The sequence below is a fragment of the Corynebacterium nuruki S6-4 genome, from assembly GCF_007970465.1.
GTDB lineage: Bacteria > Actinomycetota > Actinomycetes > Mycobacteriales > Mycobacteriaceae > Corynebacterium > Corynebacterium nuruki.
In genome coordinates this window covers 1,856,201-1,870,253 of sequence record NZ_CP042429.1, presented here as the reverse complement: position 1 = coordinate 1,870,253, position 14,053 = coordinate 1,856,201, and the positions used below count along the sequence as shown (strand labels likewise).

General features: G+C 67.2%; 12 protein-coding genes. 7 read left to right on the top strand and 5 right to left on the bottom strand.

Features of this window, described 5'->3' with window-relative positions; translation table 11 throughout:
* Positions 1-142: 142 nt before the first annotated feature.
* From FSW06_RS08420 to FSW06_RS08405, 4 genes are read right to left on the bottom strand one after another with little or no spacing between them, the layout of a single operon-like run.
* Positions 143-1,711: an NAD(P)-binding domain-containing protein gene (locus FSW06_RS08420; protein ID WP_139024512.1), complete on the bottom strand. Its 1,569-nt coding sequence runs from the start codon at positions 1,709-1,711 to the stop codon at positions 143-145.
* A 57-nt stretch (positions 1,712-1,768) separates the two neighbouring features.
* Positions 1,769-2,818 carry an allantoicase gene (gene alc / locus FSW06_RS08415; RefSeq protein WP_010121270.1) on the bottom strand — a complete coding sequence of 350 codons (1,050 nt, stop codon included), beginning with the start codon at positions 2,816-2,818 and terminating at the stop codon, positions 1,769-1,771.
* A 10-nt stretch (positions 2,819-2,828) separates the two neighbouring features.
* A complete protein-coding gene (allB, locus tag FSW06_RS08410; RefSeq protein WP_010121268.1) occupies positions 2,829-4,409 on the bottom strand; it encodes an allantoinase AllB in 1,581 nt (526 codons plus the stop codon).
* Between the two features lie 19 nt (positions 4,410-4,428).
* A complete protein-coding gene (locus FSW06_RS08405) occupies positions 4,429-5,787 on the bottom strand; it encodes a DUF6986 family protein (RefSeq protein ID WP_010121266.1) in 1,359 nt (452 codons plus the stop codon).
* A gap of 238 nt (positions 5,788-6,025) precedes the next feature.
* Here FSW06_RS08405 and FSW06_RS08400 point away from each other — a divergent pair, with 238 nt between their 5' ends.
* The gene (locus tag FSW06_RS08400; protein WP_010121263.1) at positions 6,026-7,528 is read left to right on the top strand and encodes an MFS transporter; all 1,503 of its coding nucleotides are present in this window, start codon (positions 6,026-6,028) and stop codon (positions 7,526-7,528) included.
* Positions 7,515-8,090: a TetR/AcrR family transcriptional regulator gene (locus FSW06_RS08395; protein WP_010121260.1), complete on the top strand. Its 576-nt coding sequence runs from the start codon at positions 7,515-7,517 to the stop codon at positions 8,088-8,090. Before FSW06_RS08400 ends, FSW06_RS08395 begins: the two co-directional genes overlap by 14 nt.
* Here FSW06_RS08395 and FSW06_RS08390 read toward each other — a convergent pair.
* Positions 8,059-9,582: an ATP-binding protein gene (locus FSW06_RS08390; RefSeq protein WP_162829274.1), complete on the bottom strand. Its 1,524-nt coding sequence runs from the start codon at positions 9,580-9,582 to the stop codon at positions 8,059-8,061. The genes FSW06_RS08395 and FSW06_RS08390 overlap by 32 nt on opposite strands.
* Before the next feature lie 191 nt (positions 9,583-9,773).
* Here FSW06_RS08390 and FSW06_RS08385 point away from each other — a divergent pair, with 191 nt between their 5' ends.
* The 5 genes from FSW06_RS08385 to FSW06_RS08365 are packed head-to-tail and all read left to right on the top strand — an operon-like array spanning position 9,774 to position 14,049.
* Positions 9,774-10,946 (top strand): acyl-CoA dehydrogenase family protein, encoded by a 1,173-nt coding sequence (locus FSW06_RS08385; protein ID WP_029449769.1) that lies wholly within the window; start codon positions 9,774-9,776, stop codon positions 10,944-10,946.
* Between the two features lie 45 nt (positions 10,947-10,991).
* Entirely contained in the window at positions 10,992-11,372 is a 381-nt protein-coding gene (locus FSW06_RS08380) for a hypothetical protein (protein ID WP_010121255.1), read from the top strand.
* 49 nt (positions 11,373-11,421) lie between these two features.
* Entirely contained in the window at positions 11,422-12,702 is a 1,281-nt protein-coding gene (locus tag FSW06_RS08375; RefSeq protein ID WP_010121253.1) for an aromatic ring-hydroxylating oxygenase subunit alpha, read from the top strand.
* On the top strand, positions 12,689-13,237 hold the full coding sequence (locus FSW06_RS08370; protein ID WP_050801987.1) for an aromatic-ring-hydroxylating dioxygenase subunit beta: 549 nt from the start codon (positions 12,689-12,691) through the stop codon (positions 13,235-13,237). Before FSW06_RS08375 ends, FSW06_RS08370 begins: the two co-directional genes overlap by 14 nt.
* A 38-nt stretch (positions 13,238-13,275) precedes the next feature.
* Positions 13,276-14,049, top strand: a complete 774-nt coding sequence (locus tag FSW06_RS08365; RefSeq protein WP_050801986.1) for an SDR family NAD(P)-dependent oxidoreductase — start codon at positions 13,276-13,278, stop codon at positions 14,047-14,049.
* Positions 14,050-14,053 lie beyond the last annotated feature (4 nt).

The window sequence follows — 14,053 nt, the reverse complement described above, 5'->3', positions numbered from 1 at the left end:
TATCGTATGACGAAAACATGCGCTTTGGCCAGACCCCCGGTGCGGGGCAGCAGAGAACGAGGTGTGCGCATCGCGCGACGTGAGGATGGTCAGACCCCCTCGCGACCATCCTCACGTCGCGCGATGCGGACAGGGAGACACGTCAGTACCGCGGGCTGTCCGGGTACCAGGCGTCGCCTTCGCGGTGCGGGCCGACCTCGTCGATCTCGATGTGTTCGAACGCCTGGAACTCCCGGAAGAACGTCGGCCAGTTCTCCTTCGTGATGTCCGTGGCGATCCGCTGCGCCACCCGGGTCAGCCCGGCGTAGATGCCGGAGAGCTGGTTGCCCGCCACCCCGTGGGAGGCACGGGCACCGGTGGACAGGTGGATCAGGCGGGGGATGTACTCCTTCGCCGCGTCCGGGGCGGCGTCCTTCGCCAGGAACTGGAAACCGTCACCGAGATAGGGGCACTTACCCATGCCGTGGCCCTCGGCCGGCTCGTACTCGTCGGCCCACAGGGCGATGTCGGCCAGGAACTCGGACAGTTCCGGACGCAGCGACAGGTCAACGGCGTACCCGGTCGCGGAGATGACGAAGTCGCCGACGTGCTCCACCCCGTTGTCGTCGGTGACGACGACTTCGTCGGCACCGTCGGCACCGTCGGCGACCCGCACCTCGGCGGACGCCCAGCGGGTGTCGGTGAGCATGGTGAAGTTGTCGTGGCTGAAGGCCCGCCAGACGGACGCCTGCGTCGGCGGCTGCGGCAGACCACCGTTGAACAGGGCGAAGTCCCACTTCTGTTCGTCGGTGAGATCGTAGAAGTGCTCCTGCATGCCCGGGAACTCCATCCAGCGCAGGGAGTTCCGGGTGGGGATCTCGCGGCGGCGGACGTGCATCTCCACACTCGCCGCGCCGGCCTCCAGGGCGGTGGAGGCGTTGTCGAACCCGGAGGCACCGCCGCCGAGCACGATGACGCGCTTTCCGGCCAACGCCGTGAAGTCGATGTCGTCCTCGGTGTGGGCGCGCAGGTTCTCCGGCAGGTTTTTCACGGCCGGGGGCAGGAAGGTTCCGCCGCATCCCTTGAGGCCGAGGGCGAAGATGATCCGGCGGGCCCGGTAGGTGACCTGCACGGCGTCCGGCCCGTCGCCACGGACGGCGGTGACGTGGAAGTAGCCCTCGGCGTCCGGGACGGTGACGCCCGTGACGGTGGTGTGGAAGTCGACGTCGGCGCCGGTGACGTCCCGGTACCAGGTGAGGTACTCGTTCCAGTCCTCGCGCGGCACCAGGTCGGTCGCCTCCCAGGCGGCGCGACCGTACTTCGCCTCGAACCAGCGCTCGGTGTGCAGCGAGGGGATGTCGAGCTCGATGCCCTTCATGTTCTTCGGGCTGCGCAGGGTGTGCATCCGCGCGTACCTGGTCCAGCAGCCGACCTCGTGGGGCGGGCCGGCCTCCAGGATCTTCACGGCGCCGACGCGGTGGCGGGACAGGGCGAATGCGGCGCCGAGTCCGGCCTGGCCGGCGCCGAGGACGAGGACGTTGAACGCGCCCTCGGCGGGGGCGGGCACCCAGTCGTGGTTGTGGCCGATGAGGGCCATGTCCGCACGCGCCTGCCCGGCGAGGGCTGCGAGGTTTGCGGTGGCGACGTCGGCGGGCAGGGGTTCGGGACGGTTGCGGTCCGGTGTCGTCGGGTCGGGCGATCCGGACTGCTGCGCGGTGGTCGGCACGGTCATGGCCGACATTCTATGGGCGGAATTTCTCCCGTCGGCGACAATCGTGTTTCCGGCCGGTTACCAGAGCGACTCGATGTCCTGTCGTCCGGCGTCGGTGAGCTCCCCCCAGACCCGCAGCCGGGAGATGCCGCCGTCCGGGTACACGTCGGCGCGGACGGCGACGACGGGGGTCGGCCCGGACTCACCTTCGGCCGGGTCGGAGACCAGGAAGCGGTGGCGGGTGTCCGGCAGGACGGCCGTCTGGGCGACGAGCTCGATCTCCTCGCCGGACGCCGTGATCCCGGTGAGTTTCACGTCGCCGGGGGCGTTGAAGACGAAGTAGGAGGTGTCCAGCTCGATCCACCGGATCCGGCCCTCGCCGGCGAGCTGCACGGTGACCGAGTCATTGCCTTCGCCGCGGCGGCGGGCGTTCTCCCAGCCTTCGCCCATGGTGCGGGCGCGGCCGAGGGAGATGATGTGGTCGGGCCGGGAGTAGAACATGTTCGAGCATCCGGTGATCCGGCCACCGTTCTCCAGGGCCGCGAGGTCGAGGGTGCAGCCGAGGAAGCGGGGGTCCGGTACGGGGCGGCCGTGGACCCGCAGCCGGGCCACACCGCCGTCGGGGATCATGTCGAGCCGTACGTGGGTGAACCGCTGGGAGGCGGCCGGGCCCGCCGGGAAGATCTCGAAGTGGTGCCGGTGGTCGCCCTGTGCGTCCGTCGGCGGGACGAGGGTCGTCCACTCGGAGTCGGGCAGTGCGGCGATCTGCTCACCGGTGAGGTAGTCGTCGCAGGTCAGGCCGTACACGGCGATCTGCGGGGGGAAGTTCCCGGTGAACCAGGCCGTGTCGACGACGATGCCGCGGATCTGACCGGGGACGCCCAGCCGCACGATCGCGGAATCGTTGCCGCCGATCTCGTCGTGGCGCCGGCGGCGGGTCTCCCAGCCGTCGTAGACCTTGCCCTTGTTGCCGAACTCGGCGGGGTCGAAGACGGGTTCGGTGGCGCGGATGAGGTTCTCGCGCTCGGCGAAGGATTCGTCGCTGGCCCACACCACCGAGCCGGCGAGGGCGCGGTTGGCGAGGTCCGGCCAGGAGAGGAAATCGGGGGCGTCGGTCGGAGTGGTCATGGGGGTTCCTTTACGGGTGGAGGGTGGACGCTCGGAGGGTGAAGGGCTGCACGGGGGCGGGGAAGACGGCGGCGTCGGTGATGTCGTCGGCGGCGACGTGCGGGGTGGTGGGACGCAGGTACACCGGTGTGCCGCCGACCCAGGTGCGGGTGACGACACCGGCGAGGGCCCGCTGGGCGTAGGCGGTGACCTTGTTGCGCTGGTGGAGTTCCGCCGGCAGGACGACGAAGGCGTCATCGGCGCTGATGAGGGCCATGTCGGCGCGGCGGCCCGGGGTGATGGCCCCGCGGTCGGTGAGGCCGGCCCACTCGGCGGGGTTCTGGCACATCCAGGTCACCACGTCGGCCAGCGACAGGCCGCGCAACCGTGCCTGCGACCAGACGACGGGCAGTCCGAGCTGGACGGAACCGATGCCGCCCCACGCCTCACCGAAGGAGCCGCCGGAGCCGCGCCCGTCGGCACCACCGGCACCGAGGTCGTTGCCCTTGGCAGCCAGGGCGGAGAAGGCGGTGAGTTCGTTGTCCTCGTTTGCCGAGGCCTGCGCCTCGGCGACCCCGGCGAACTTCTTCAGCTCCGCGGTGCAGGGGGAGTGGTCGGAGACGACGGTGGAGATCACCCCGTCGACCAGGCCCTTCCACAGTCGTTCGCGGTTGCCGGCGGTGCGGACCGGGGGGCAGCACTTGTACTGGGTCGCACCGTTCTGGATCTCCTCGCTGAACAGGGCGAGGTAGTGCGGGCAGGTTTCCGCGGTGATGCGGACGCCCCGCTCCCGGGCGGCGGCGATCTGCTCGATCGAGCCGGAGTCCGACAGGTGCAGGATGTGGGTGCGGCAGCCGGTCTGTTCCGCGGCGGCGATGACGGTGGCGATGGCCTTCGCCTCCGACGACGACGGGCGGGAGGCGAGGAAACTGTCGAAGGTCTCGTCGACCCCGCCGGCGGCGGCCATCTTCGCGGTGGCTTCGTCGATGAGGTCACCGTCCTCGGCGTGGACGATGAGCAGCCCGTCGAAGTCGGCGATCTCGGTCATCGCCTGGTGCAGCTGGTCGACGGTCAGGGGCCGGAACTCGTCCACGCCGGATTCGAGCAGGAAGCACTTGAATCCGAACACCCCGCGGTCCCACAGGGCCTTCAGCTGGCCGGTGCCGAGGTTCTCCGGGACGGCACCACCCCAGAAGCCGACGTTGATCTTCACCTTGTCGCGGGCGACGTCCTGTTTGAGGTCGAGGGCGTCGGTGGTGACGGTGGAGGGAACGGAGTTCAACGGCATGTCGAGCAGGGTGGTGACCCCGCCTGCGGCGGCGGCACGGGTGACGGAGGCGAAGCCCTCCCACTCGGTGCGTCCGGGTTCGTTGACGTGCACGTGGGTGTCGACGAGGCCGGGGATGAGGACCTGGTCGTCGGGGACCTCGACCACCCCGGCGTCCGGCGCGACGACCGTGCCGGCGGGGACGGGGGCGTCCCGTCCGTCGAGGACGTCGACGATGGTGCCCCCGGCGACGAGGACGGTGACGGGGCCTTCGACCGGGCGGGTGTCGCCCTCGGGGAGGTGGACCGCGTGTGCCGCGCGGTAGATGGTGGTGACGGGGTTCATCGGGTTGTTGACACTCCTTCTACAGTCGTCCGCTGACCTGGAGCCTACGCAGGCCGCCGGTGTCGACCCCGGTCACGGCGAGTTCCTCGGGGGTGACAGCGCCACATTCCCGGGCGCGCAGCAGGTAACCGGCCATGGCCCTGGCGGTGGCGGGCTCGTCCAGCCACCGGCTCGTGTCGCCGGCGACGTAGTCGCGCAGCCGTTCGGCGCTGACCCGCCAGTTCGCCCGGAAATAGGCGATGGTCGCCAGGTGGCGGGTGACGAGCTGGTGGGCGTGCAGGTCCCAGCCCTGCCGGATGCCGCGGCGCAGGTGCCGGGTGACGAGGTCGAAGTGCACGCGCCAACCGTCGAGGATCTCGGCGGGGGTGCCGACCGGGATGCGGTTGGTCGAGCCGTCGGACAGTTCCACCCCCACCGCCGTCGTGGCGACCTGCAGCACGTCCTTGGCGTGGTCGGCGACGGGGTGCGCCATGGACTGTTCGGCCGCGTCGATGCCGAGGGAGGCGGAGTAGTCGTAGGTGCCGTAGTGCAGGGACAGGATCCGTCCGGCGCCGGCGGCGAGGATCCGGGCGGGCTCCGCTGTGCCGTCCGGGCCGAGGATCGCCTGGGGGGTCTCGACCTGGACCTCGAACGGGATCTCCGGGACGTCGAGACGCCGCTCCAGGACCTCGAGCACCTCGACGAACGCCTCGACCTGGCTGTGGTGCTGCACCTTCGGCAGTGTCAGGCGCAGTGCCCGCCGGTCGTGTGCGAGGATGTCGTGCAGCACGCCGTCGGCCGCCAGTCCGGTGAGGACGATCGCGAGGGTGCGCAGGCCACGGTCCCGGACCGCCGGGTCGAAACTCCGGAAGCGGATACCGGCGAACGCCGGGCCGATCGGTGCCGCCGGGTTCAGCCAGGTGGCGAGGATCCCGGCGGCGGCGCGGGCCCGGGCATCCTCGTCGGCGTCGCGTTCCGCCGGTGGGACGCCCCGCTGGGTGAACCCGTCCTCGAAGTCGATGCGCAGGTCGGCGACCGGTTCGTCGTGGAGGGTGGCCAGGGTGCGGTCGGCGACGGTGGCGGCGTCCTGCGCGGGGACGCCGAGTTCGCGGGCGAGGTCGGCGACTGTGCCGGATACGCCGGACGTGCCGAATGTGTCGAGGGCGGCGAGTGCGGCACGGCCCCACGTCCCCGGAAGGTCGGCACCGGGTGTGCCGTCACCGGTGATGAGGTGGGCGGGGACGTAGACCGTGTGCACCGGCTGGCGCCAGGTCACCGGGGTTGCCCAGGGGTCGCGGACCAGGTCGTCGGTCTGTGTGAGCCGGGCATCGGCGAGTGCGGTGAGCTCGGCGGCGAGTGCGGTGGCGGACTCGGCGGTGTCCGGATCGTGGGGCGGCAACGGTTCTCCTGGGTCGGTGGCGGGATGCCGATGATTCTAGGAGCGGCACCGGGTTTCCGCCGGGTGATTCCGGCCCCGGCGGGTGGCGTCCGCTGCGCCCGCGGTCGTCGACGCATCGGCGGTGTGACACGGAAGACCCCTCCTGACCTTGATAACTGTACCGAACGTGCAGTACAGTTATGGGGGTAACAGGGGACACTTCACGAACACATACGCGTCCGACAGGAGGGGCGCTGCAATGACCACTACTCTCTCGGTACGGCCGCGCCCGTCAACCTCGGCCACCCGGCGCTGGACCTTCCTCGTCATCCTCAGTCTCGGGCTGTTCCTCGTCGGTGCCGACAACTCGGTGCTGTACACCGCCCTGCCCGCCCTGCGCGAGCAGCTCGGCACCACCGACCTGCAGGGACTGTGGATCATCAACGCCTACCCGCTGGTGCTGTGCGGCCTGCTGCTCGGCACCGGCACCCTCGGTGACCGGATCGGCCACCGGCTCATGTTCACCGTCGGCGTGAGCGTCTTCGGGATCGGCTCGCTGCTCGCCGCCGCCTCGCCGAACGCCGAGTGCCTCATCGCGGCCCGTGCGGTCCTCGGCTTCGCGGCGGCGACGATGATGCCCGCCACCCTGGCGCTGATCCGCCAGACCTTCCCCGACGAGCGGGAACGTAACGCCGCCATCGGTATCTGGGTGTCCGTCGCGGTCGTGGGGTCGGCGTCCGGCCCGGTGCTCGGCGGCCTGCTGCTGGAACACTTCAGCTGGCACTCCGTCTTCCTCATCAACGTGCCCGCCGCCGTCATCGCCCTGGTCGGGACGGTGCTCATCGCCCCGCCGAACACGCCGGACCCGCGCCGGAAGTGGGACCTGCCGTCCTCGCTGATGGCGATGTTCGCCATGGTGGGCGGCGTGATGACGATCAAGGAACTCGCGAACACCGACCGGATGGTCTGGCTGCTCGTCGCGGCCGTCGTCGTCGGACTCGTCGGCGCGGTCCTGTTCGCCCGACGCCAGAACCACCTCCGGTCGGTCGGGCGCGAGCCGCTGCTCGAATTCGGGATTTTCCGCAACGCCATGTTCACCGGCGGCACCCTCGCCGCGATCCTGGCCATGTTCGTCATGTCCGGTTCCGAACTGATGACCACCCAACGGTTCCAGACCGCCGGCGGCTTCAGCCCGCTGGAGGCCGGACTGCTCGTCGCCAGTGCCGCCGTGCCGGCGATCCCGGCCTCGGTCCTCGGCGGTGCGTTCCTCTACAAGGTCGGGTTCCGGACGCTCATCAGCGGCGGTTTCCTCGTCATGGCGCTCGCCGTGGCCGTCGGGGTGTGGGCCTTCCTGCATGCCCCGCTGTGGGTCTTCGTCCTCTGCCTCGTGGCACTGGGCACGGGCGCGGGCATGGTCATGTCCGTGTCCTCGACGGCGATCATCGACTCGGCGCCGGCGTCCAAGGCGGGGATGGCGGCCTCGGTGGAGGAGGTCTCCTACGAGTTCGGCACGCTGGTGTCCGTCTCGATCCTCGGGAGCCTGATGCCCATGTTCTACGCACTGCATGCACCGGCGGAGGTCGCCCACGACGTCGACCACGGGGTGAACCACCCGGTGTTCGGGGCGCAGGCGGTCGCCGCCTACGACACGGCCTACCGGCAGGTCCTGCTCATTGCGCTGGTGGTGGCGCTGGTCGCGGCGGTCGTCACCGCCCGGTGCTTCCGCGGCAACCCGAAGGGGGCTGTCAGTGCGGACCAGTAAACGGGACACGATCCTCGCCGCCGCCGTCGATCTCATCGAGGACGCCGGTATCGAGGCCGTGACCTACGAAGCACTCTCGGACGCCTGCGGTCTGTCGAAATCCGGCCTGGTGTACCACTTCCCGTCGCGGCAGGAACTGGTGCTCGGCATCCACCGGTACCTCGCCGACGAGTGGGAGAAGGAGCTGGAGACCGCGGCGGGTGGTGCCGCCGACGAGGTGGACGCCGCCACCCGGCTGCGGGCCATCGTCATGACGCTGAGCCATTCGGCGACCCGGGCGGAACTGCTCGTGCAGCTCGACGCCACCACCGACTCCTCCTCCGCCGGCATCTGGGACGAGGTCGACGCCCGGTGGATGCCGTCGGCGGCGGAGCTCACCGCGGACGGGGAGGACGGGGAACTCGCGCGCGCCGCCTACCTGGTCCAGATCGCAGCGGACGGGCTGTGGGTGCACGACTACGTGCACCGGTCGTTGACGCAGGTGCAGCGTCAGGCGCTGACCACGTCGCTGCTGGCGATGATCCCGGAGGTCACCGTGTCCGGTCACTCAGAGGGATATTGATACGGACCGCAGTTCCGCACGGTGTCGCCGGATCGAAGATGATGGTGCCGCCGTGGCGCTGCATGATGTGTTCGGAGATGACGAGTCCGATCCCCGATCCGTCGTCCTTCGACGAGAAGGCTCCGGCAGCCAGCATATCGGCGGGAATAGGGGTCATTCCCCGTCCGAAGTCGCGGACAGTCACCGATGCCGTGTCCCCGGTGCGCTCCGTGGAGATCTCGATGCGCGGTGCTCCGGAGGTCGGCAGAGCGGCTTCATCGATGGCATTGATACAGATGTTGATGATCACCTGTCCGATGAGCACACTGTCGCCCACGACGGTGAGCATCTCCTCGGACAGCTGCTCGCTGACGGTGACGGCCTTGTCCGCGGCCCGGAGTTTCACGAAGTAGAGGCTTTCGCGCACCGTGGCGTTGAGGTCCACGACGGTGGTCACACTTTCGATACGACGCACGTACTTCTTCACCGCCGAGACAATGTCTGCCACCCTGTCCAGCTGGACGGTGGCCTGTTCAAGGCCGTAGACCACTCCCGGGGCCTGCTCCGTGGCTCTGCCGAGACGGCGACGGACGCCGTCGAGATAGTTGGTCGCCGCCGCGATGGGCTGACCCAGGTCGTGGGCCAGGATCATGGCCATGTCGCCCATGGCGTTTTTCCGGCTGAGATACTGGAGGTTCTGTTCCTGGTAGGCGTTTCTTTCCTCCCACCGCACTTTGGTGGATATATCCCTCACCGTGAGGACCCGGATACAGTTTCCGTCGACAATGACATTCTCCAGGAATCCAAACAGCCACCGGAATTCCCCGAATGTGCTGGACACTTTCATACGGATGGACGCTGATCCGTCCACCTTCTCCATTTCCGCGGTAAGGGCTGCATCATCCAGCGGGCTGTCGATGTCGGCGATCTCGTCCAGTGTCCGGTCGAGCATGTCGGGGACGGAGGAACCCATGAGTTTCGCGGCGAACGGCGAGACATCGACCACCCTGTTGTCGTTGTCCATCAGCAGGAGGCCCGACGAGGTGTGCCACATGAGGCGGTCCAGCGAATACTCCATCCACCTGCTGGAATCCGGGAGCGACGAGGTGTGGTCGAGGACCCGGAACTCCACGAGGATCACCTCGTCAGGCGCCGGCTGATCTGCCAGGTCATCTGCGGTGTCGGGCCCCGGCCGGCTTTCAGGTGAACGGAGCTTCACCAGGGTGGCGGTGGCATCGGTCATGAACTCCGTGCCGTCCCGGTCAGCGTACTTCCACAGGCGTCGGTCCCTGCCGTAGACCACGGCGGCCTGGAGCCAGGCGGTGCCCGTCGCGCGTCTGAAGCCGGGGTCCTGCGCACTCATGTGATGGGCTTTGAGAGCGCACAGCTCCTGAACGGTGTACCGGAACTTTTCGCACGCGGTCCGGTTCGCCCAGAGGATGCTCTTTGACTTCACATCGTGGATGAGCCATCCGTTGGCTGAGCTGTCCAGAAGGCGTCGAAAATCTTCCATGGAGAATTCCATGGGGGTGATGATAGTCGTCGTCGAGTGCGTAGGGGTGTGCAGATTGATGCGAATAAGGATTCCTTTACGGCCGACCTAGGTTTCTCCCATGGTGTGGAACAGCGGCTCCGCATAGCGTCGCAGATGCAGCACGAGAAGAGACGACAACCGTGCGACGACCGAAGAATTCCGGAGGGCCAGTGTTACTTGACGAGACCAGTTTCACCACCACCGCACGCCCCGCAGGGCCTGAGCGGGAGGCGGCTTTCGACCAGATGCTGGACGTCCTGCGCGAACGGCGGCAGGAGTTCGCGGATCAGCACTATGTACCCCGGGACTTCATCGACCTGCTGAAGAAGGCCGGGATCTACCGTGCCTCCACTCCCGCACGGTTCGGCGGTGAGCCGCAGCCACCGGCTGAATTCATGCGGCAGATCGAGCGGATCTCCGCCGTCGATCCGGCGACCGGATGGGTGGCCAGCTTCGGATCCGCGCTGACCTATTTCGCAGCGTTGCCGGAAGAGAGCCAGGCAGCCATCTACAGCCGCGGTGTGGACATCGCCTTCGCCGGGGGGATGTTCCCGATGGTCGAGGCACGGCGCGTCGAAGGCGGGTGGGTCGCCGACGGAACCTGGTTCTTCGCGTCCGGGTGCAGAGGCGCAGATCTTCTCGGCATCGGGCTCAAGGGAGACGCCTCCGCCAAAGGTCGCCCGCTCACCGCGCTGATCCGGCCGGAGGACGCGGAGATCATCGACAACTGGGACGTCGCGGGCATGAAGTCCACCGGATCACACAACGTCCGCGTCACCGACCTGTTCATCCCCGAGGAATTCACCTTCATCCGTGGTGGTGAGCCGACGGTGGACGAGCCGGTCACCCGCTATCCGGCTCTTCCGTATGCCGCCCAGGTTCTTGCCGTGACCACGCTCGGAGCCGGCCGCGGTGCGCTCGACTACGTGCGCGAGGTGGGGGCCGGGACCAGTTCGGTGACCGGCGGGGCGGCGAAAGGTCAGCGCCCGGTCTACCGGCTCGGACTCGCCCGGGCGGAGGCGGACCTCCGCGGTGCCCGTGCTTTCTTCTACGGGACCACCGAGCAGGTCTGGGAGAAGGCTGTCGCGGCGGAGGAGATCACGGAGAAGGACCGGGCGCTGCTCCGACTGGCAGCCTCACATGCTGCGCAGGCCGGGAGACGGGCTGTCCTGGCCGCCTTCGACCTGGCCGGGACCGGGGCAATTTTTCAGGGACATCCGCTCCAGCACTTTCTCCAGGACGGGCTGGTCCCCGCCCAGCACGCCATGCTCCAGGAGAACACCTTCGAGGCGGCTGGCGCGATGCTCCTGGGCAGGGAACCGGGGATCCCGAGCTTCCCCTGAGTATCCGCACCTCACCCACAGCGACACAGACAGACAGGAACATCGATGACTGACACCGCAGACACCACGACAGCACCACTCCGGACGCTCTTCTGCGTCGGAAACAACCAGAACTTCTTCGACCTCCCGAAAGACGACATCGGCAAGGTCTGGATCGCGACGCAGCGGTTCCTGACGAACCTCCGGAACATGGACGGCGTCGAGATCATCGGGACCTTCGACGATGATGCCCACATGGTCGGTCCGTCCACCGGATGGCCCTGGACCTTCTACATCCTGGCAGACGTCCGGGGCCAGCCGACGGTAGTCGACTGCTGCAATCTCCTGCGGACCGAACGGGTCGGTGAGCACGCACTGTGGCGGTACTTCTGCATCGAGGCCCGTATGGGGCGCGAATTGACTATTCGCGACGATGTCGACATCTGACATCTCCCCCGACTTCCCCGCCCTTTTCTGAAAGGAAAATACCATGGTAATGCCTGTTGACGACAGAACCCGGTTCGCGGACCTGGTCGAGGACGACCGGGTGGCCGGTCGCCTCTACACCGATCCGGAGATCTTCCGGGAGGAGATGAAGAGGATCTTCTACCGTACCTGGGTATGGGTCGCCCATGAAAGCGAGATCCCGGAATCCGGGTCCTTCAAGACGACCTGGGTCGGCGATCAGCCGGTCATCGTGAACCGTGACCGGAAAGGAAATTTCAACACCCTGCTCAACCGGTGCCGGCACCGTGGTGCCACGGTCTGTGACCAGCGCTCAGGGAAGGCCAACGGATTCACCTGCCCGTACCACAACTGGTCGTACACCCATGACGGCAGACTGCGGGGCGTTCCCTATCCGGACGGCTATGAGGGGATTCTCGACAAGAAGGAGCTCGGCCTGCAGAAGTTGCGGACCGAAAGCTATCTCGGGATGATCTTCGCGACGTTCAATGATGACATTGAACCCCTCGAGGATTTTCTCGGTGATGCAAAGCTTTGGATGGAGAGATTCCTGAAGCAGACGAATGGCTTTCCGTGCAAGGTCATCGGAGTCCACAAGTTCCGTTTCAAGGGAAACTGGAAGATCCAGCTCGAGAACACCACCGACGGCTACCACTTCCCGATGGTGCACAAGTCGTGGATGGCTTCCGTCGACTCGGAGACCGCCGACATGATGTCGTTCATGGACGACCCTGCCGCAGAGACCCACGCACTGGGTAACGGGCACAGCGTCGGGATCATGGCTGCCGCGCACCTCGACCTCGACGTGGATGACGGAACGGAAGAGATCCAGCCACGCTTCAACCATATTGTCCGGGAGCTGGAGGAAGCCGGTGAACCGCCGGAGCGGATCCGACGGTACATGCGCTCCATGCACGGATGCGGTTTCAACCTCGACATGTTCCCGAATATCGCGATGTCCTCCGCATTCTTCCGCGTCCTGATCCCCATATCCGTCGACGAGACGGAGATCTGGCACATGGCGCTGGGGATGGACGGCGGACCGGAATGCGTGAACCGGGAGAGGCTGCGGATCCACGAACACTTCCAGGGGCCGTTCGGATTCGGCAGTCCGGACGACTCAGAGGGCTGGGACCGGGTCCAGATCGGCGCAGGAGGTAACCCTGCAATGCCTATCATGATCAACCGGGGCCTCAACCGGGAGTATCAGACAGAGAAGGAACACTGGCCGACGTCCCATGTCACGGATGAAACCGGAATGCGGGAGGCGTACTACATGTGGAAGAAGATGATGAGCGATGACGAAAAGTAGTACTGCAGTGGACAGTGTTGTGACGTCCCCATTTCTCGCTGATCCCCGGGTGCAGCGGGCGATCGAAATGATCTGGTTCGAGGCGGCCGTTCTCGACCGCAAGGACTACACCCTGTGGGAGGAGCTTTTCACGGAAGACGGCTACTATATCGTCCCGGTCGATCCCGAGACCGAGGATTTCGAGAACTCTCTCAACATGATCTACGACGATGCCCGGATGCGGCAGCTCCGTGTCCAGCGCATGATCCAGGGATATGCCCCCAGCGCGGTCGCCGCGGCCACCACGGTCCGCACCGTCACCCGGTTCGAGGTCCTGGCGGTCGACGGTGACGAGGTGGTGCTGCGGTCCGCGCAGATCATCACGGCGTACAAGCGCCACGAGACACGTGTCCTGGGGGCTGATCTGACCCACCGCATCCGACTGACACCGGAACCGGTGGAGGACAGTCCGGCCGGTGGGGCACGGATCGTCCAGAAAGTGTGTCGCCTCATCGACAGTGAGGACGCCGTGTCCGCCGCCGGATTCCTCATCTAGTCAGAAACCTCCACCCTCGAGCCCAGGAGCAGAAACCCATGTCAGCATCATCCCTTTCAACCGGTACGCCCACTGCCCCCACCACTGCGGTGGTCACGGGGGCCGCCGGCGGACTCGGGAGTGCCATCACCCGTCGACTGCACGCCGCCGGTCACCGGGCGGTGGTGACCGACATCGACATCGACGGTGCACGCGCTCTCGCTGCCGAGCTGTCCCCGGACGGAGAGACGGCCCTGGGGCTGTCCCTCGATGTGTCGGGTCGGCAGGGTTTCGTCGATGCCCTGGCCGAGATCACCGGCCGCTGGGGTACCCCGGAGATTCTGGTCAACAACGCCGCCGTGACCAGAGCGGCGGATGCCATGAGCCTGGACACCGAAGACTTCGATGATGTGCTGACGACGAACGTCAACAGCATTTTTTTCGGCTGCCAGGTCTTCGGTGCCGCAATGGCGGAGAAGGGGTACGGACGCATCGTCAACATGGCGTCCCTTGCAGGGCAGAACGGTGGTACAGCCACCGGGGCGCACTACGCAGCCTCGAAGGGTGCGATCATCACGGCAAACAAGATCTTCGCCAAGGAGTTCGCGGCGTCGGGCGTCACCGTGAATGCGCTGTCCCCCGGTCCCCACGATGTGGACATCGTCCACCGCACCGTCGGCGAGAAGCTTGAGTCGGTCATCGCGGGGATTCCGGTCCACCGGCTGGGGAACCCCGGGTTCCTCGCCGACACCGTGGAACTTCTCACCCGCCCGGACGCCTACTTCGTGACCGGGGCGTGCTGGGACCTCAACGGTGGGCTGTACGTCCGCTAGGGCA